This is a genomic window from Flavobacterium sp. GW821-FHT11G01 (genome assembly GCF_058808175.1).
In genome coordinates this window covers 106783-126118 of record NZ_JBXARK010000011.1, presented here as the reverse complement: position 1 = coordinate 126118, position 19336 = coordinate 106783, and the positions used below count along the sequence as shown (strand labels likewise).

The following is a 19336-nucleotide window of genomic DNA, read 5'->3' as shown; positions in this document are numbered from 1 at the left end:
TTAGTAAGCCTTATTGTATAGCCCCTAGCTTCAGCTAGGGAGAGTTAGGTTTGAATTAGAAAAGGGCTTTAGCCAAATTTTCAGATTTGGCTAAAGCCCTTTTTGTTTCCCAATATATTTTTTTCATCCAGCTGAAGCTGGACGCTATTCAACCTTATAAAATAGAAATATAACATATTGATTTAAATTGAATTAAAAATTTTAGTTTTAGAAACATTATTTGTCAAATTTAATTTTTAGTTTTGTCTAAATTTAATTTTATAATAATGAAAAACTCAATAGTAATATTGATTCTGTTTACTTTACAATTTTCTTATGCACAGGAAACCATTACCGTTTCTGGTTCTGTTTCTGGCGAAGGTAGAAAAATACAAGCCGCGAATGTGCATTTATTAGGTACAAAACATAAAGCAGTTACAGATAGTTTGGGATATTATGCTTTAGAAAATGTTGCTATTGGGAATTATACTATTCAGATTTCTCAAATGGGTTTTCAAACTTTGAAGAAGAAAATTGAAGTTGTAAAAGATTCCGTTAATTCCTTTGATATTGAATTGACCGATAATGAGAATCAACTTAACGAAGTTGTCGTTTCAGGAACTTTAAAAGCGGTAAAACGATTAGAAAGTGCTGTTCCGGTTGAGGTTTATTCGCCGGTTTTCTTCAAGAAAAATCCAACTCCGAGTATTTATGAAGCACTTCAAAACATCAATGGCGTTCGTCCACAGTTAAATTGTGGTGTTTGTAATACGGGAGATATTCATATTAACGGTTTGGAAGGGCCGTATACTTTGGTTTTAATTGATGGGATGCCAATTGTGAGCAGTCTTTCGACGGTTTATGGATTATCCGGAATTCCTAATTCTTTGGTCGAACGAATTGAAATCGTAAAAGGCCCGGCTTCCTCTTTGTACGGAAGTGAAGCCGTTGGAGGTTTGATCAACATTATCACTAAAAACCCAACCAATGCGCCGGTTTTTGCTGCTGATGTTTTTACGACAACCTATTTAGAAACGAATGTTGATTTGGGAATGAAATTCAGTCCGACCAAAAAATCAATGACACTTTTGGGAGTCAATTACTTTAATTACAATGAAGTTGTCGATAAAGACAAAGACAATTTTACAGATGTAACCTTATCTGAACGAATATCGGTCTTTAATAAATGGAGTTTTTTGAGAAATGAAAATCGGCTTTTTACAATCGCCGCCCGTGGAATGTATGAGGATCGTTGGGGTGGAGATGTGCGTTGGGAGAAAAAGTACCGAGGTGGAGACGAAATTTACGGCGAAAGTATTTACACTAAAAGAGCCGAGTTAATAGGAAGTTACCAATTGCCGTTTGAAGAAAAACTGATGCTTTCGTTTTCCGGAAATGTGCATTATCAGGACAGTCGTTACGGAACCACTTCGTATATCGCGAATCAGAAAATTGGTTTTTTACAATTGACTTGGGATAAAAAGCTCGGAAGAAACGATTTGCTTGCCGGAATTGCCAATCGCTATTCGTATTATGATGATAATACAACGGCAACGAAAGAAGCCGAAAGTACGTGGTTACCGGGAATTTTTGTTCAGGATGAAATTACGCTTTCGCCGAAAAGTCAGGTTTTGTTGGGAATGCGATATGATTATAATTCGATTCATGGTTCGATTTACACGCCGAGAGTGGCCTATCGATGGAAGAAAAACGAAAACACGATTTTCAGATTGAATGCCGGAACCGGATTTCGTGTTGTGAATTTATTTACAGAAGATCACGCAGCGCTGACAGGCTCACGCGACGTTGTGATTCAGAATGATTTGAAACCCGAACAATCTGTGAATGCAAATCTGAATTATATTCAAAAAATAAACTTCACAAACGGCACTTTTATCGGAATTGAAACAACGGCTTTTTATACCCGTTTCAGTAATAAAATCATATCGGATTACGAAACAGATCCGAATAAAATTATTTACGACAACATCAATGGTTACGCTATCAGCCAGGGAATTAGTACGAATGTCGATGTCAATTTTCCTTCGGGATTAAAAATGATTTTAGGCGCTACTGTTTTAGATAATAAAAATGTAGAAAACGGGGTTTCAGAAAGACCTTTTTTAACTGAGAACTTTACGGCAACCTGGAGCGTTTCGTATAAAATAGAATCGCTAAATTTATTGTTGGATTACACCGGAAATGTTTACAGTCCGATGAACTTGCCTTTGCTGAGCGAATTAGATCCGAGAAGTCCGAAATCGCCTTGGTTCAGTATTCAGAACATTCAATTTACCTATTTTGGATGGAAGAATTTTGAACTTTATGGCGGAATCAAGAATTTACTGAATTTTACACCGATGCAGAAAAATCCGTTTTTGATTTCGAGAGCCAATGATCCTTTTGATAAAAACGTGCAATACGATTCGGCCGGAAAAGTTTTAGTAACACCTGATAATCCTTACGGTTTGACTTTTGACACGACTTATGTTTACGGGCAAAACCAATCGATTCGTGGTTTTTTTGGATTGCGATATACTTTAAGATAAAAATTTAAACGCATAGAGACATAGATTTTCATAGCTGTTGAAAGGCGTTTCACTTGCATTAACAAACATAGTTGCTATGTGTGAAAGCTAGCTTTTTAAAATAATCTTAATTTGGTCATTAAAATCTATGTTTCTATGTGTTTAAATAATAGTCCAATTAAAAAACTATGAAAAAGCTATTTCTATTAATCTTCTTCTTCGGAATTTCAGCAACAGGTTTCTGTCAGTCGAAAAGTTATTCTTTTGAAGAAATCGATAGCTTGCAGCAAATTCAAAAGCGAAAAATAATCGTTTTCATTCATACTGATTGGTGTCAGTATTGCCAAAGAATGAAACAAACGACTTTTAAAAATCCTGAAATCATTCAAAAACTGAACTCAGATTTTTATTTTATTGATTTTAATGCAGAAGAAAAACAAGATATTTTCTTTAATGGAAAAAATTTTAAATACAAACCTTCGGGAAATAATGTTGGGGTTCATGAATTGGCTTTACAGCTCGGAACAATTAATAATCAGATTGTATATCCGATTTTATGTGTTTTGAATGAGAAAAACGAAATCATTCTGCAGTATAATAATTATTTAAGTCCGAAGGATTTTAAACTTCTTTTAGAAAAATTGAAAGAATAAAATTCAACTTTTGGGCAGACTATTTTTAACACATAGAAAAATCATAGATTTTGTAAACTTATAAAAGGCGTTTCACTTGCATTAACAAACATAGCTATGTGTGAGAAACTAGTTTCTTTTGGTATTCTTTTTTTAATATTTAAAACCTATGTTTCTTCTATGTGTTAAATTGTTTTTTTCGAATTACACTCAACGGTTAAAATTCCTTATTTTTGAGAATGAATTCTTCGCAAATCCAACACTTCAATTACATCTTTACAGGAACAGGTTTATCTGCTTTGATGACCGTTTATAAAATGGTATTGTCTGGAAAGTTTACAGATAAAACAATTTTACTATTAGATGAAAATGCAAAGAAAACCAATGACAGAACTTGGTGTTTTTGGGCAAAAGAAGAAACAATCTGGAATTCGATTATCTCTAAAAAATGGGATTTGGCTTTGTTTGCTAATGAAGATTTCAAGAGAGATTTGGAGTTGAAACCTTATCAGTACAACCAAATTCGAGGACTGGATTTTTACAATTTTGTTTTCGAGGAAATATCTAAACATCCAAATATTACTTTTTTAAAAGAAAAAGTAACGGATATTAACGAATTAGAAAACCATGTTTTTGTGGGAACTGACGAAAACAGATATACTTGTGATTATTTATTCAATAGTATTTACACCAAGAGTTTAGTTCAAAGTCAAACCAAATATCCGGTTTTGAAACAACATTTTATAGGTTGGTTTGTAAAAACTGAAATTGCCGTTTTCAATCCGGAAGAAGCTACTTTCATGGATTTTTCGGTAGAACAAAAAGGAAATACAAGATTTATGTATGTTTTGCCGAATTCTAAAACCGAAGCTTTGGTCGAATATACTTTGTTCTCAGAAAATCTTCTTCCGAAAGAAGAATATGAAAAAGAGATTCGGCTTTATTTAGAAAAACTAGGAGCAGATAAATTTCAAATTACAGAAAAGGAGCAGGGAAGCATCCCAATGACGAGTTACCCTTTTTGGAAAAAGAATACCAAAAAAGTTTTAAATATCGGAACCGCTGGCGGATGGACCAAGGCCAGTACCGGTTTTACTTTTAGAAATTCGGATAAAAAATCATCAGAATTGGTTGAATTTCTTCAAAACGAAAACTTCAAAATGTCAACATTCCATAAAAAAAGCCGATTTTGGTTTTATGATTTATTGCTTTTGGATATTCTACATCATCATAACGAATTAGGAAGCCCTATTTTCTCCTCTTTATTTAAAAAAGGTAATCCAACATTGGTTTTTAAGTTTTTGGACGAAGAAACGAGTTTAATAGAAGATTTGCGAGTTATTTTAAAATGTCCGAAAATGCCATTTATAAAAGCCTTGTTTAGGGTTCTATTTAAATAAAAAGAAGGTGTAGTTGTAACTTTCGACTTTATGACTTTCCAACTTTTGACTTTATCAATCGAACTATAACAAAACTTTATACTTCAAATTAAGTAGTTGCGAGTAAACTTTGTAACTTTGCAGTTCAAAAGTAAAATTTAAAAAATAAACAATATGTATCCAGAAGAAATGGTAAAACCAATGCAAGCTGAATTGACTGCTGCAGGTTTTCAAGATTTACATAGTGCTGACGCTGTAGATAATGCTATCAAAGCTGAAGGTACCACTTTAGTTGTTGTAAACTCTGTTTGTGGTTGTGCTGCAAGAAATGCACGTCCGGGAGCAAAAATGAGTTTAGAAGGTGCTAAAAAACCAGATCACTTAATTACAGTTTTCGCTGGTGTTGACAAAGAAGCGGTTGATGCTGCAAGACAACATATGTTTCCTTTTCCTCCATCGTCGCCTTCTATGGCTTTGTTCAAAAACGGAGAATTGGTTCACATGTTAGAGCGTCACCACATCGAAGGTCGTCCAGCTGAATTAATCGCTGAGAATTTACAAGACGCTTTTAACGAATTTTGTTAATTCGTCAGGTTAAAAGAGACAAAGGTACAGAGGTACAAAGATTAAAAAAGCACTATTTTCATAGTGCTTTTTTGTTTTTTATTAAATCTGCGAAGAAACCTTTGAACCTTTGCCTCTTTGAACCTTTGAGCCTTATAAGCTCCATCCCCCGCCAAGTGCTTTGTACAATTCAACCATTGAGCTTAATTGTCTTTCAGATAATTGTGCGAGACTTAATTGCGCATTGAACAAGTTGGTTTCAACATCTAAAACTTCTAAGTAAGAAACGTAGCCGCTGTCATATCTTTCGCGGGAAAGATTAAAGTTTATTAAGGCCGCCTGAACTTGTCTGTTGCGGGCTTTCCATTCTTCTTTATACGTTTTGATGTTTTGAATAGATTGTTCTACTTCTGAAACGGCGCCAATGTAGGTTCTTTGATAAATGAATTTGAATTGCTCTGCTTGTTGTCTGTTGATTTCGACTCTTCTTTTGTTTTTTCCAAAGGCAAAAATTGGACCTGCAATTCCTGCCGATGCATTTTGCGAATAGGAACTTCCCAGAAATAAATTGCTTAAATCGGCACTTGCAAATCCGGCTATTGCGGCTAGATTCAGAGATGGAAAACGCATTGCCTGAGCAACACCAATTCTTTCATTTGCTGCTTTGTATCGTAATTCGGCGGCTTTTACATCGGGTCTGTTTTCTAACAAAGCTGATGGAAGCGAAAGCGGAATTTCACTGACAATTCGCAGTTCTGTATTGCTTTTTCCTCTTGGAATTTCAGTAGGAAGCTGTCCCGTAAGCAAGGCAATTGTATTTTCCTGATAGGTTATTTGTCTTTGAATGTTCGGAATTGCGGCTTCTGCAATCGCTACTTGTTGTTCAATTTGTACTTTGTCAACTTCAGAAATATAACCGCTTTTAAATCTTTCGTTTATAATGTCATAGTATTTCTCTCTGGTCGTAAGTGTTGACTTTGTAATTTCTAGCTGATCATCTAGATTTCGCATTTGAAAGTACGCAGTAGCAATGTTTGTTACAATTTCTGAAAGCACAACTTTGCGAGCTTCTTCAGTAGCTAAGAGTTCGGCTTGTACAGCATTGTTTTCGTGGCGGTATTTTCCCCAAAAATCAAGTTCCCAAGACATACTTGCTCCGACATTTGAAGGTGTAAAGTTTTTCTCATTGCTGTTTATCGTTGCTCCGTATTGAAATGTTGGAAACAAATCGGCTTTAGCATAACCTAATTCGGCGCGAAGCTGATCGATTCTGGAAACTGCGATTTTTAAATCGTAATTATTTTCCAGTCCTTTTTTGATCAGGTCTTTTAAAACATCATCATTAAAAAGATCAAACCATTTTAAATTGGTTACGTTTGCCAGACTGTCTAAGTTTCTTTCGTTTTTATAAGAATCTGATTTTTGCTGTTCTGGTTTGCTATATTTTGGCCCAACCATGCAGCCCAAAGGAAATAGTATGAGGATAAATATAACAACGATTATTTTATGTCTCTTAATCATGGTCAGAAGTATTTGATTCCACATTATGTCCTTCAGTCAGAGTTGTATCATCTTTCTTTTTTCCGATGTTTTCAATCATTACAAATAGACCAGGTACAATTAATACACCTAAAACGGTGGCGATTAACATACCGCTGAACACTGCCATTCCCATTACAATACGGGCTTGCGAACCCGCACCAGTTGCTGTCAATAATGGAACAACGCCAAGAATGAATGCAAACGCTGTCATTAAAATTGGCCTGAAACGCAGTTTAGCCGCAGTCATTGCCGATTCGTAAAGCGGTTTTCCTTTTTCGTATTCTTCTTTGGCGAATTCCACAATCAAAATCGCATTTTTGGCGACTAATCCGATTAATAATACGAGACCAATCTGGGCAAAAACATTGTTTACATAAGCATCACTTGCAAATCTTGCCAAAAAGAGCCCCAAAAATGCACCAAAAACAGCAAAAGGAGCTCCAAGTAATACGCTGAAGGGTAGTTTCCAGCTTTCATATTGTGCAGCAAGAATTAAGAATACAAAGACCAAAGCCATAGCAAACACCATTCCTCCTCCCGGAGAATGTTTTTCCTGATAAGAAAGATTGATATAATCGTAACTCATATCAGAAGGTAGTGTTGATTTTGCGACTTCTTCTAAGGCATCAAGTGCTTGTGCACTACTGTAACCGTCATTTGGCGCGCCTCCAATTTCTGCCGACCTAAATAAATTAAGACGATTAGTAAAATCAGGTCCTGAAACTTTTGTAGCAGTAACTAAAGTGGATATTGGCAACATGTCGCCTTTGTCGTTTTTCACATAAATCAAATTCAGATTTTCAGGTTTGACGCGGTCAACGGCTTCACCTTGTAAATATACTTTGTACTGACGACCAAAACGGTTGAAATCATTCACATAAGTTCCCCCTAAAAACGTACCTAATACTTCGGTTATTTTTGAAACAGGTACGCCTAATTTCATGGCTTTATCATTATCAATCTCTAATTTAATTTGAGGCGTTCCTGCATTAAACGTAGTGTAAATTCTTTTTATTTCTGGGCGTTTTTGGGCTTCGGCAATAAAAGCCTGAGTTTGCTGCGCCAGATATTGAGGTGTATTTCCGCCTCTGTCCTGCAACATCATACTGAATCCGGCTGATGCTCCTAATCCCTGAATGGCCGGCGGACCAAAAGCCATTACCGTAGCACTCGTAATTTTAGTTGCAAATTGACCATTGATTTTATCAGCAATTTGTTTCGCTGTCAGCGTTCTTTCTTCCCAAGGTTTTAAGGCAATAAATATGAAAGCATTAGCAGGTAAATAAGAACTTGTTAGTAAGCTATATCCATTAATGGTGGTGTAGCAATCCAGTGTTTCTTCTTTGGATAAAATAGATTCAATTTTTCTCGTTACTTCATCAGTTCGCTGTAAAGAGGAAGCAGGAGGAGTGTTGACATTTACAAGTACATATCCCTGATCCTCCTCGGGAATGAATCCTAACGGAACTTTCTTACCTAAGAATACAACTGCGACTAAAATAACGGCCAGTAAAATAATAATACGTATTGCTTTTTTAGCAAAGAAAGTGGCTCCGGTTATGTATTTCCCGGTAACTTTTTCGAAGATTCTATTAAAACCTGTAAAAAATTTGGCAAGCCATCCAGTTTGCTCTTCTACGGGTTTTGTCGGTTTTAATAGCATTGCACAGAGCGCCGGACTCAGCGATAATGCACTAAATGCCGAGAACGCGACCGAGACGGCAATGGTTATGGCAAATTGCTGGTAAAATCGTCCGGTTATTCCCGGTGTCATCGCAACCGGAATAAACACCGCACATAAAATTAAGGCAATCGCAATTACGGGTCCAGATACTTCTCTCATGGCCTGAATGGTTGCTTCCCGAGGTGTTTTTCCATGTTCAATATGATGCACGACAGCTTCTACAACCACAATTGCATCGTCGACGACAATACCAATTGCCAATACTAATCCTAATAATGAGAGTGTATTGATGGAGAATCCTAATAATGGGAAAACGGCGATGGTTCCAATTAATGATACCGGAACAGTAATTAACGGAATCAATGTAGCGCGCCAGTTTTGAAGAAATATAAATACAACCAAAATAACTAATAAAATGGCTTCAAAGAGTGTGTGAATAATATCTTCAACCCCTGCAGTAATGGCTGTTGTAGTATCTAAAGAAACTTGGTATTCAACGTTTGAAGGGAATCTTTTAGAGATTTCTTCCATGGTTTCTTTTGCTTTTGCAGCAACATCCAAAGCATTACTTCCCGGCATTTGGAATATTCCGATCGCCGCACTTGGTTTTCCGTTTCTGCGAGCAGTTGAACTGTAATTTTCGGTACCAAGTTCAATTCTGGCGATATCACTAAGCATTACTTTTGACCCGTCTTCTTTGCTTTTTACAATAATTTCTGAGAATTGTTTTTGAGTTACAAGTCGGTCCTGAAGTGTTACGCTATAAGTGAAATCTGTTCCAAGCGGAGCAGGTTCAGCACCAAATTTTCCTCCTGGCGTGATCATATTCTGATCGTTTAATGCTTTTTTAATCTCATCAACAGTAATTCCAAGACTGCTCATTTTACTCGGCTGAAGCCAAATTCTCATAGAATATTCACTTCCGGCAAAAAGGATACAGTCTCCAACACCTTTTATTCTGGCAAGAGCATCAATAACATTGATATAAGCATAATTATTTAAAAAGACACCATCGTATTTAGGGTCTGATGATGTTAGGGTAAAAATCATCATCGGAAAGGAAAGTGATTTTTTAATAGAAACACCTTGTTGTTTAACACTTTGTGGTAAAAAAGGTTCTGCCTGCTTTTCCTTGTTTTGGGTCAGCATGTTGGCATTGTCCAAATCTGTACCAACATCAAAAGTTACTTCAACCGTAAGTGCTCCGTCAGAAGTATTGATAGATTTCATGTATAACATGTTTTCTACACCATTTACTTTCTGTTCGATGGGTGTCGCTACAGCTTGTTCTACATTTATGGCATTTGCTCCTGTAAAAGAAGTAGTAATTTTTACTAAAGGCGGAACAATATCTGGATATTGAGCTACCGGTGTTTTCTGTAAAGCCAGTAATCCAAGTATTATAATAATGATACTGATTACCATGGCAACAATTGGTCGTCTAACAAAAAATTCTCCCATAATGATGTTTCTAAATTATTTAGTTAGTACACAATTAGTTAATTGCTTTTCCCGGTACCCATTCTTTAATTTGAGGCGTTACAACATTGCCGCTTTTTAATTGAGAAGTTCCTCCAAGTGCAATTTTGTCATTGGCTGTTAATCCATCAGTAATGATGTAGGAGTCTTTGAATGCAGGACCAAGTTTCACTTCTTTCATTTCTACTTTATTGTTTGCACCCAAGACATAGACTTGGGTAATTCCTTGCATTTCAATAACAGAACGTTGAGGTATGATCAAAGCATTTTTATGAATATCGGTAACAACATGAATTTTTACATATTGACCCGGACGAATTAATTGTTGTGGATTTGCAAAGGCAGCTTCAAAAGTTACTGCACCTGTAGCGGGATCAATTTGTCTGTCTGCAAAACTGATTTTTCCTGTTTCCGGATATGGTGAACCATCTGATAATAGAATGGATATTGTTTTCCCTTCTCCTTTTAAATCAGAGTTTTTCTTGGACATTTCTCTAAATATTCGAAGGAATTCCTGTTCGCTCATAGTAAATCGAACTCTTACATCACCTAAATCAGAAACAGTATTTAAAACAGAAGTCGGTCCTGGACGAACGTAATCGCCTACTCTAACTTTTGATATTCCGATTAATCCGGAAATAGGAGCAACAATATTACAATAACTCAATTCTATTTTTGAATTTTTCACATTGGCGGAGGCCGCTTTAATTGAAGCTTGTGAAGCATTATAAGAAGCTTTTGCACCTATAAATTCCCTTTGGCTGATGGCATTCATTTTTGCTAATGGCTCCATCATTTCATAATCAGATTTAGTTTTAGCTAATCTGGCCTGCATTTCAGCGAGTCTGCCTTCTGCTTCTGCAACTTTATTTTGAAACGGTAATGGATCTATTGTGTATAGTAACTGCCCTTTTCGTACTAAACTGCCTTCTTTGAAATTAAGACTTTGTATAACACCATCTACTCGTGGATTAATTTGAATGTCTGATTGTCCGTAAGTTTGACCTGTAAATTCTGATTCTAATTTTACATCTTGCTGTAATACTTGAACAATCGGAATTTCAAGAGGCTTGGGTTGTGGTGGGGCTTCTTTTTTGCAGGATAAGAATAGAAAAAGTAAGAAAATTGCCGGAGGGTAAATTTTGTTCATTTTTAATTTTTTATTAAATTTTATTAAAACTCAACTAACTAAAAACCAAATAATTCCTTAGCTAAGTTAGCGTTTTTTTAATTAATATTTTAAATATTATTTTCATTTTGATTTTTTATTAAATTTATATTGAATTGATATTCAGATGTTAATAAGATCGACTAAAAGACGTAAAATGTCGTTCAATTGCATTTTTTGTAAGAATTGTGTTTTGTGACTTTGTCTTTTAATTTAAAATATTATAATTATGTCAAAAAAGAAGAAAATAAAAACAGATGATTTGGAGTCCGTTTCAGGGAAATTAAAATCATTAAATAAAAAAGAATTACTGCATCGGGCTAAGAAATTTTCAGAGCAATATTATGTTGGCGACGATAATAATTTTACGCTAAAAGACAAATCCACGTCGTATTTTGGCAATGAACCAAAATCAGCCATCAAAGAAACTTTGCAAATGGGAGTAAAAGCATTGGCCGCAATGCAAGACATTCTATATGCTCAGGATAAATGGTCGGTTCTCATAATATTTCAGGCAATGGATGCCGCAGGAAAAGACGGCGCAATCAAACATGTAATGTCTGGTATAAATCCGCAGGGTTGTCAGGTTTCATCTTTTAAAGGGCCAAGTTCTGAAGAATTAGATCATGATTATCTTTGGCGTTGTCAAAAACATTTGCCGGAAAGAGGACGCATCGGAATTTTTAATCGCTCGTATTATGAAGAGGTTTTAGTAGTTCGTGTACATGAGCAGATTTTAAGAAGTCAAAAAATCCCTGAAAAATTGATTACCGAAGATATTTGGGATCAACGTTTTCAAGACATCCGAAACTTTGAAAAATATTTGAACAGAAACGGAACGGTTGTAATCAAGTTTTTTCTAAATGTTTCCAAAGAAGAACAAAAAAGAAGATTTATTGAAAGAGTTGATAACCCTGATAAAAATTGGAAATTCAGCGCCGCCGATGCTAAAGAAAGAGGATATTGGAATGATTATATGTTCGCTTACGAAGAATTGATTAAAAATACATCAACTAAGAAATCGCCATGGTATGTAATTCCGGCCGATAATAAATATTATGCCCGCATCGCCATTGCTTCGGCAATAATTCACGCTTTGGATGAAATGGATCTAGAATATCCAAAAGTAAGCGAAGAAAAAATCGCAGAATTAAATGCAGTGAAGCAGGCATTATTAAATGAAAAGGATTAATTTTTTGTTTTATAAATTCGAAAAGCTTTTAAGCACAATACGATATTCATAATACCTGCAACCATCCTGAATTATGGCTTCTAAACTTATACCCGCTTTAGACTGGATTAAAGATTATAAAAAACAAAATCTCAAAAGCGACTTTTTGGCCGGAATTACACTAGCTGCTTATGGAATTCCTGTTTCCTTAGCTTATGCTACTCTTGCTGGATTGCCACCACACTACGGAATTTACGGATATCTTATAGGTGGTGTTTTTTATGCTTTTTTAGGAACCAGTAAGCAACTTGCTATAGGTCCAACGTCGGCTATTTCATTGTTAATCGGTACAACAATAGCGGCTATTTCGCATGGAAACTTACAACGATGGTCAGAGATTGCCTCGCTCACCGCTTTGGTTTTTGCGGGAATGGCGTTAATTGCTTATTTGCTGAAGTTGAGCGGAATTATAAATTTTATTAGCGAAACTGTTTTGGTAGGATTCAAGGCCGGTGCGGCTATTACCATTGGTTTAAGTCAATTGCCCGAATTGTTAGGCATAAAAGGTGGCGGCCACAATTTTCTGGAAAGTTGTATTGCGCTTTTTCAGCAGATACAAAATCTCAATACTGCTGTTTTTCTTTTTGGTATAGTTGCGATGATATTGTTAATAGCAGGAGAGAAGTTTGCGCCGGGACGTCCCATTGCTATTTTGATAGTGGTATTATCGATAATTTTTATTTCTGTAACATCTTTAGAAAGTAGAGGATTTGATACCGTTGGCCTGATTCCAAAAGGACTTCCTGAATTCTATGTTCCTTCAATTTCAATTCATGATATAGATAAAGTATTGCCTTTAGCAATGGCTTGTTTTCTGCTTTCTTATATCGAAAGCATTTCGGCAGGTAGAACATTGGCACAAAAAAATGGTTATGTTATTGATCCCAGACAAGAACTTTTGGCGTTAGGAATTGCAAATGCAGCGGTTGCACTTGGACAGGGTTATCCTGTCGCAGGAGGACTTTCACAATCTGCGGTTAATGATACGGCGGGTGCCAAAACCCCATTTTCACTTTTATTTTGTTCGGTGACAATAGCTTTTTGTTTATTGTTTTTAACAGATTTTATTCAAAATTTACCAACAGTAATTTTGGCCTCGATTGTTTTGATTTCGATTAGAGGTTTAGTAGATATAAAAGAGATGAGGTTTCTTTATAAAATCGACAAGCAAGAATTTGCTGTGGCCATGATTGCACTAGTTGGCGTTCTTATTTGGGGAATTCTCGCAGGTGTTTTAGTTGCTTCAATAGTTACTTTGTTATTGTTGTTAAAAGCAGCTTCAAAACCTAATGTGGCTTTTTTGGGCAGAGTTCCTGGTACTAAGGTTTATACTGATATGCAAAGACATCCTGACAATGAAAAGATCGATAATGTGCTCATTGTTAGGATTGAGTCTTCTATATTTTATTTTAATGCAGCTTATATTCGGGAAAAGATTTGGGAAAAAATCTATATGGAACAGGCTTCATTAAAAACAGTAATACTAGATCTTAATTCTTCTCCAACAATTGATATTGCTGGTGCGCGTTTCCTGAAACAGCTTTTTCTTGATTTGAATGCCAAAAATATTACACTAAAAATAGCCGAAGCCCGTTCTGAAGTTCGGGATAGCCTCAGAGCAGAAAATATGGAGGCTTTGGTGGGACATATTAGTCGCTCTGTTTCGGTTGATGATATGGTTGTTCGCGCACTTCAAGATAATAATAAGTGAAAATTTGATAACGGTAAACTTGTATTTTTGCCTGTGGAAGTAAAAAAGAATCTTAAGTCATTTCTGAAAGTTGTTAAAAAAATCAGATAATTGGCATAATGCAATTTTTAATCTCAAAATAAACCCTAAATTTGCCGCAGATTTTAGAGAAAATCTAAAAAACATACATTCTTAACTTAAAACTGTTTATAGCATGCAACTGTATAACACTTTGAGCGCAGAAGAAAGAGCTATCATGATCGATGATGCAGGTAAACAACGTCTTACGTTGTCTTTCTATGCGTATGCCAAAATTCAAGATCCCAAAAAATTTCGCGATGATTTATTTCTAGCCTGGAACGCACTCGATGCTTTAGGCCGAATTTATGTTGCCACAGAAGGAATAAATGCTCAAATGAGTATTCCTGAAGAAAATTTGGAGACTTTTAGAGCAACTCTTGAAGTTTATGATTTCATGAAAGGCATTCGTTTGAATGAAGCCGTAGAACATGATGACCATTCCTTTTTAAAATTGACCATTAAAGTTCGTGATAAAATCGTTGCCGACGGTTTAAACGACGAAACTTTTGATGTAACTAATATTGGTGTTCACTTGAAAGCCAAGGAATTCAATGAAATTTTAGACGATCCAAACACAATTGTGGTTGATTTTAGAAATCACTACGAAAGTGAAGTTGGACATTTTAAAAACGCGATTACTCCAGATGTTGAAACATTTAGAGAAAGTTTGCCAATTATCAATGAACAACTTCAAAATCACAAAGAAGATAAAAATCTGGTAATGTATTGTACCGGAGGAATTCGTTGTGAGAAAGCAAGTGCTTATTTTAAACACCAAGGATTTAAAAACGTATTTCAATTAGAAGGCGGAATCATCAATTACGCCAAACAAATTGAAGCGGAAGGTTTAGAAAGTAAATTCATTGGAAAAAATTTCGTGTTTGATAATCGTCTTGGTGAAAGAATCACAGATGATATTATTTCGCAATGTCACCAATGCGGAAAACCTTGCGACAACCATACAAACTGCGAAAATGACGGATGTCATTTGCTGTTTATTCAATGTGATGAATGTAAAACCGCAATGGAAAACTGCTGTTCTACAGAATGTTTAGAGATTATTCACATGCCTTTGGTTGATCAGGTTCGTTTGAGAACCGGAAAACAAGTTGGAAATAAAGTGTTCAGAAAGGGAAAATCTGAAAATCTAAAATTCAAGCATTCAGGAGAATTACCAGAAACGGCTTTGGCCACAGCACAAAAACCAGCTGATATTCGTCAAAAAGTAAAAGTAAAAAAAGTACTTCTTGGAAAAGCAGAGCATTATTATGTGAAAGCACAAGTTGGACAGTTTACAGTTGAAAATCATGAGCTAAACATTGGAGATAAAATCTTAATTTCTGGGCCAACTACTGGTAATCAGGAATTAGTTTTAGAAAAAATGATTGTGAATGAAGTTCAAGCTTCAACTGCGAAAATTGGAGATAAAGTTACTTTTGAAGTTCCTTTCAGAATTAGATTGTCAGATAAAATATATAAGATTTTAGAATAATTCTAAGGCTGTAAAAATCGATTGTTTTTTAACAATATACTTAGTGCGAAACTTTAGCACGTTCAAATACCACATAAAGTTAATTTTAAGAGAAAAGAGTAAGTTTTAAAATTAATTCACAATGACATTTCATAAAAAAATTGAACTCATGGCTCCCGCAGGGAGCTTTGAGTCACTTCAGGCTGCACTTGATAATGGTGCGGATTCTATTTACTTTGGGGTAGAACAACTCAACATGCGCGCGCGTTCAACGGTGAATTTCACGATTGAGGATTTAAAAGAAATTGCGAATCGCTGCGAACTTAAAAACGTTCGAAGTTATCTTACTTTAAATACTATTATTTACGATCACGATTTATCAGTCGTAAAAACATTATTAACTAAAGCTAAAGAAGAAAACATTACAGCAGTAATTGCATCTGATCAGGCTGTAATTGCTATGGCACGATCAATCGGAATGGAAGTTCATATTTCAACCCAATTGAATGTAACGAATATCGAAACCATAAAATTCTATAGCTTATTTGCTGATACTATGGTTTTAAGCCGAGAATTAAGCTTACGCCAAGTAAAAAATATTACTAATCAAATTGAAAAAGAACAGATTAAAGGACCAAATGGTAATTTAATAGAAATCGAAATTTTCGGCCATGGCGCTCTGTGCATGGCTGTGTCGGGAAAATGTTATTTGAGTCTGCATTCAAACAATTCATCTGCAAATCGCGGTGCATGCAAACAAAATTGCCGAAAAAAATATACCGTTATCGATCAGGAAACAGGTTTTGAAATTGAGCTCGATAATGAATATATGATGTCACCAAAAGATTTATGTACTTTGAATTTTTTAGATCAGGTTATTGATTCAGGAATTCAGGTTTTAAAAATCGAAGGTCGTGGACGTGCGCCAGAATATGTGGCAACAGTAACTAAAACCTATCGTGAAGCAATTGATGCCTACTACGATGGAACTTTCTCAAAAGAAAAAATTACAGTTTGGATGCAGGCCTTAGAAACAGTTTGCAATCGTGGTTTTTGGTCTGGATATTATTTGGGACAAGAATTAGGAGAGTGGAGTAACATTCCTGGATCTGCAGCAACGCAGAAAAAGGTTTATGTTGGAAAAGGAACTCATTATTTTCCAAAAGCAAATGTTGGTCAATTCAAAATTGAAGCTTATAATATCAAAATTGGAGATAAAATTTTGGTAACGGGACCAAGTACTGGCGCTCAGGAAATGATTATCGACGAAATGTTTGTAAATAATCTTACAGCAGAAAAAGCAACAAAAGGCGACGATTGTACTTTTAAATTGCCTTTTAGAATCCGAATGTCGGACAAATTATACAAAATTGTTGAGGCATAATGGTTATTGTTACGCTACAAAGAGATAAATGCATCGGTTGCAGTTATTGTGTCGAAATGGATCCAGTTCATTTTCAAATGTCAAAAAAAGATGGAAAATCAGTTTTGATTCATTCGGTAAATGCAAAAGGCTTTTTTACTTTAAAATCTCAGAATCATACCATTCTTGAGAATTGTGAATTGGCTGCGAAAGCTTGTCCGGTGAAAATTATTACTGTTAAAGAAACTTAGAAAAAGCAAAATAAAAAAGCCTGTTTTGTGGGGGCAAAACAGACTTTTTTCAACATGTAATTTCGATTAATAATGAACAGGACCTTGAGTACAAGGACAATTGCTTATCCCTTGAAGAAAATCCAGTCCGATCGTGATAACATGTGTTCCGGAATTGTACGCTCCAATTTGATTTAAAGATGCTTGATACGAATAACCAAAGTAAAAATTTGATTTTTTAAAACCAGCCATTGGTCCCAAAAGTAAAGGACTCAAAATCTGATCATTTAGGAATCTATAGGAAACTCCAATCCAAAAATAATCTTCATATCGATTAAATTGTCGGTATTTGAAATTTAAATCAGTGCTGGAACGTCCATCGCTGGCAAATTGCTGAAAATATACCGAAGGCTCTAACTCAACTCGGTCATTGTCTGGCGCTTTAAAAATATAACCTGTATACACTTGGTAATTTCGAAGTAATGCAGGTTCATTAGACGTAAACATATTAGTTTTTTTATTCAGTATATTGGCAATGTTTAAACTTAGATAAAAACCTCTGTTTCGATACAAAATACCAGTGTCAAAATTGTTGTTAGACACAGATCTGTTATTGGTAACACTTGGATCTGAAGAATAATTGTTGCCAGTTCCCGAAGTAAAATTATTAATATCAATTTTAAAATTGTTGATATTATATGACAGTCCAAAAGACAAGTATTGTTTTGTATAATAATCTAATATTAAGTGGTGCGCAAAAGAAATTTTAGCTCCAGTTTGCCTTGTATTACCATTTTTGTCATTGTAAAGAGAAATCCCAACTCCCGAACGATCTAAAACTCTAAGATCAGCATAAAGAGATTGATTGTTTGGGGCATCTTTTATTCCAACCCATTGTGTTAATCCATTGGCTCGTATTCTTAAATTATCTCCAATACCTGCAAATGTCGGCGAAACAATAAATGAATTATCAGCCAAATATTGAGTAAAAACAGGCAAATTTAATTCCTGGCAGTAACCTGAATTTACTCCCAAAAGAAGCAATAGTATTATAATCTTTTTCATTTTTTATTAATTTTAGATAACCTGATTTTTAATCGTTATCTGTAAAGTGTAAAGTGTCCGACAAATTCTCTGTTGTCTTTAGGGTCATTTAGTTTTATTACATACCAATAGTCCCCAGAGGTTAATTCGGCACCATTATATTTCCCATCCCATTTTTGACCATAATGATAGTCCGCTACTTTTCGGCCATATCTGTCAAAAATGGAATATGTTAAGTTTTTATAATTGATACTGCAATCAGGACCCCATTCATCGCTAATTCCGTCTCCGTTAGGAGTAAAGTAATTTGGAATGCATACATCTACATAGTTCAAATATCTTGAAGCGGTAGCGGTACATCCATTTTTGTCGGTTACTGTTACGGTATATGTTCCTGATTTGTAAATGATTAATTTATTATTCGAAGATTGTTCACCTTCAAATGAGAATTGATAATTTCCATAGCCACCAAATCCTGTAGCAACAACTTCATTTAATTCTCCATCAGAAAGTAAAATGCTCAGCGGTTCCACTTGATTTACAGTAAATGGCCTTGTAGATTGTATACAGCCACTTAAATGTCTTGCTGTTACAGTATGTTCTCCTGAAGGCACATTTGTAAAAATATTATCTGATTGGAAAGTGCCATTATCAAGAGCATAATCAACATTGTCAAGATCTGTAATGTGAGAGTCGAGTTTAATTTTAATAGAATTAATTGCCTCACAGCTATAATTGATTTCAGCGACAGGGTTGAGTTGAATAGCATCTGGCATATTTACGTCTAATTGTGTAGTACAGTTAAGCGCATCTCTTATATAAACAATTTGTCTATTACCAGTAATTGAATTAAAAGTATATTCATTTTCTGTTACTTGTTCATAGACCTCATTGCTGTTATTTAAACTTACCTCGTAAGGTTTAATTCCTCCTGTGATTTCAATGGTAAATGAACCATTACGATCATTATAACAAAGTTCTGGGATGATCATTTCGGTAATAAGTGAAGAATTTAAAGGTAAGGCTACTGTCAGATTCAGTACCTGATCCGGCGTACATCCGTCATTGTTAATTCTAATTTCGCTCTGTGAAGTTGAATAAGTCACGTTGTCAACCCATTTATAGGATTCTCCGGCACAGATTGACAATGTTGTAATTACATCCGAAGGTTTCGTTCCGACAGTCAGTTCCAAAATCTGATCAGCCGTACATCCATCATTATTCACGGCGTAAGTTCCAGATGCGGTATAAATTTGTCCGTTTACAGTCCA

General features: G+C 35.3%; 14 protein-coding genes. 9 read left to right on the top strand and 5 right to left on the bottom strand.

All coding sequences use genetic code 11. The annotated features are described in order from the left end of the window. Positions 1–266: 266 nt before the first annotated feature. The 4 genes from AC1RRN_RS18480 to AC1RRN_RS18465 all read left to right on the top strand — a co-directional run bounded on the left by AC1RRN_RS18480 (position 267) and on the right by AC1RRN_RS18465 (position 5103). Complete coding sequence (locus AC1RRN_RS18480) at positions 267–2528, top strand: TonB-dependent receptor (RefSeq protein WP_492968722.1); 2262 nt, start codon at positions 267–269, stop codon at positions 2526–2528. A 167-nt stretch (positions 2529–2695) separates the two neighbouring features. Continuing rightward, positions 2696–3160, top strand: coding sequence for a thioredoxin family protein (locus tag AC1RRN_RS18475; protein WP_492968721.1), 465 nt, complete (start codon positions 2696–2698; stop codon positions 3158–3160). Positions 3161–3378: 218 nt separating this feature from the next. Further along, positions 3379–4539 (top strand): lycopene cyclase family protein, encoded by a 1161-nt coding sequence (locus AC1RRN_RS18470; protein WP_492968720.1) that lies wholly within the window; start codon positions 3379–3381, stop codon positions 4537–4539. 153 nt (positions 4540–4692) lie between these two features. Next, positions 4693–5103 carry a BrxA/BrxB family bacilliredoxin gene (locus AC1RRN_RS18465; protein ID WP_026982321.1) on the top strand — a complete coding sequence of 137 codons (411 nt, stop codon included), beginning with the start codon at positions 4693–4695 and terminating at the stop codon, positions 5101–5103. A 132-nt stretch (positions 5104–5235) separates the two neighbouring features. On the opposite strand, the gene AC1RRN_RS18460 is transcribed toward AC1RRN_RS18465, so the two are convergent. From AC1RRN_RS18460 to AC1RRN_RS18450, 3 genes are read right to left on the bottom strand one after another with little or no spacing between them, the layout of a single operon-like run. Further along, entirely contained in the window at positions 5236–6603 is a 1368-nt protein-coding gene (locus AC1RRN_RS18460; RefSeq protein WP_492968719.1) for an efflux transporter outer membrane subunit, read from the bottom strand. Further along, a complete protein-coding gene (locus AC1RRN_RS18455) occupies positions 6596–9769 on the bottom strand; it encodes an efflux RND transporter permease subunit (RefSeq protein ID WP_492968718.1) in 3174 nt (1057 codons plus the stop codon). Before AC1RRN_RS18455 ends, AC1RRN_RS18460 begins: the two co-directional genes overlap by 8 nt. A gap of 34 nt (positions 9770–9803) precedes the next feature. Then, positions 9804–10937 carry an efflux RND transporter periplasmic adaptor subunit gene (locus AC1RRN_RS18450; protein ID WP_492968717.1) on the bottom strand — a complete coding sequence of 378 codons (1134 nt, stop codon included), beginning with the start codon at positions 10935–10937 and terminating at the stop codon, positions 9804–9806. Between the two features lie 247 nt (positions 10938–11184). On the opposite strand from AC1RRN_RS18450, the gene AC1RRN_RS18445 reads away from it, so the two are divergent. From AC1RRN_RS18445 to AC1RRN_RS18425, 5 genes are all read left to right on the top strand, one after another. Then, positions 11185–12147, top strand: coding sequence for a polyphosphate kinase 2 family protein (locus tag AC1RRN_RS18445; protein WP_492968716.1), 963 nt, complete (start codon positions 11185–11187; stop codon positions 12145–12147). Between the two features lie 73 nt (positions 12148–12220). Beyond that, positions 12221–13897: a SulP family inorganic anion transporter gene (locus AC1RRN_RS18440; protein ID WP_492968715.1), complete on the top strand. Its 1677-nt coding sequence runs from the start codon at positions 12221–12223 to the stop codon at positions 13895–13897. Positions 13898–14090: 193 nt separating this feature from the next. Continuing rightward, the gene (gene trhO, locus AC1RRN_RS18435) at positions 14091–15449 is read left to right on the top strand and encodes an oxygen-dependent tRNA uridine(34) hydroxylase TrhO (RefSeq protein WP_492968714.1); all 1359 of its coding nucleotides are present in this window, start codon (positions 14091–14093) and stop codon (positions 15447–15449) included. A 121-nt stretch (positions 15450–15570) separates the two neighbouring features. Then, entirely contained in the window at positions 15571–16812 is a 1242-nt protein-coding gene (locus AC1RRN_RS18430; RefSeq protein ID WP_492968713.1) for a peptidase U32 family protein, read from the top strand. After that, a complete protein-coding gene (locus tag AC1RRN_RS18425) occupies positions 16812–17042 on the top strand; it encodes a ferredoxin (protein ID WP_492968712.1) in 231 nt (76 codons plus the stop codon). Before AC1RRN_RS18430 ends, AC1RRN_RS18425 begins: the two co-directional genes overlap by 1 nt. Before the next feature lie 66 nt (positions 17043–17108). On the opposite strand, the gene AC1RRN_RS18420 is transcribed toward AC1RRN_RS18425, so the two are convergent. Next, complete coding sequence (locus AC1RRN_RS18420; RefSeq protein WP_492968711.1) at positions 17109–18086, bottom strand: PorP/SprF family type IX secretion system membrane protein; 978 nt, start codon at positions 18084–18086, stop codon at positions 17109–17111. A gap of 35 nt (positions 18087–18121) precedes the next feature. Next, positions 18122–19336, bottom strand: a 1215-nt coding sequence (locus tag AC1RRN_RS18415; protein ID WP_492968710.1) for a T9SS type B sorting domain-containing protein, incomplete at its 5' end; no start/stop codon positions are given.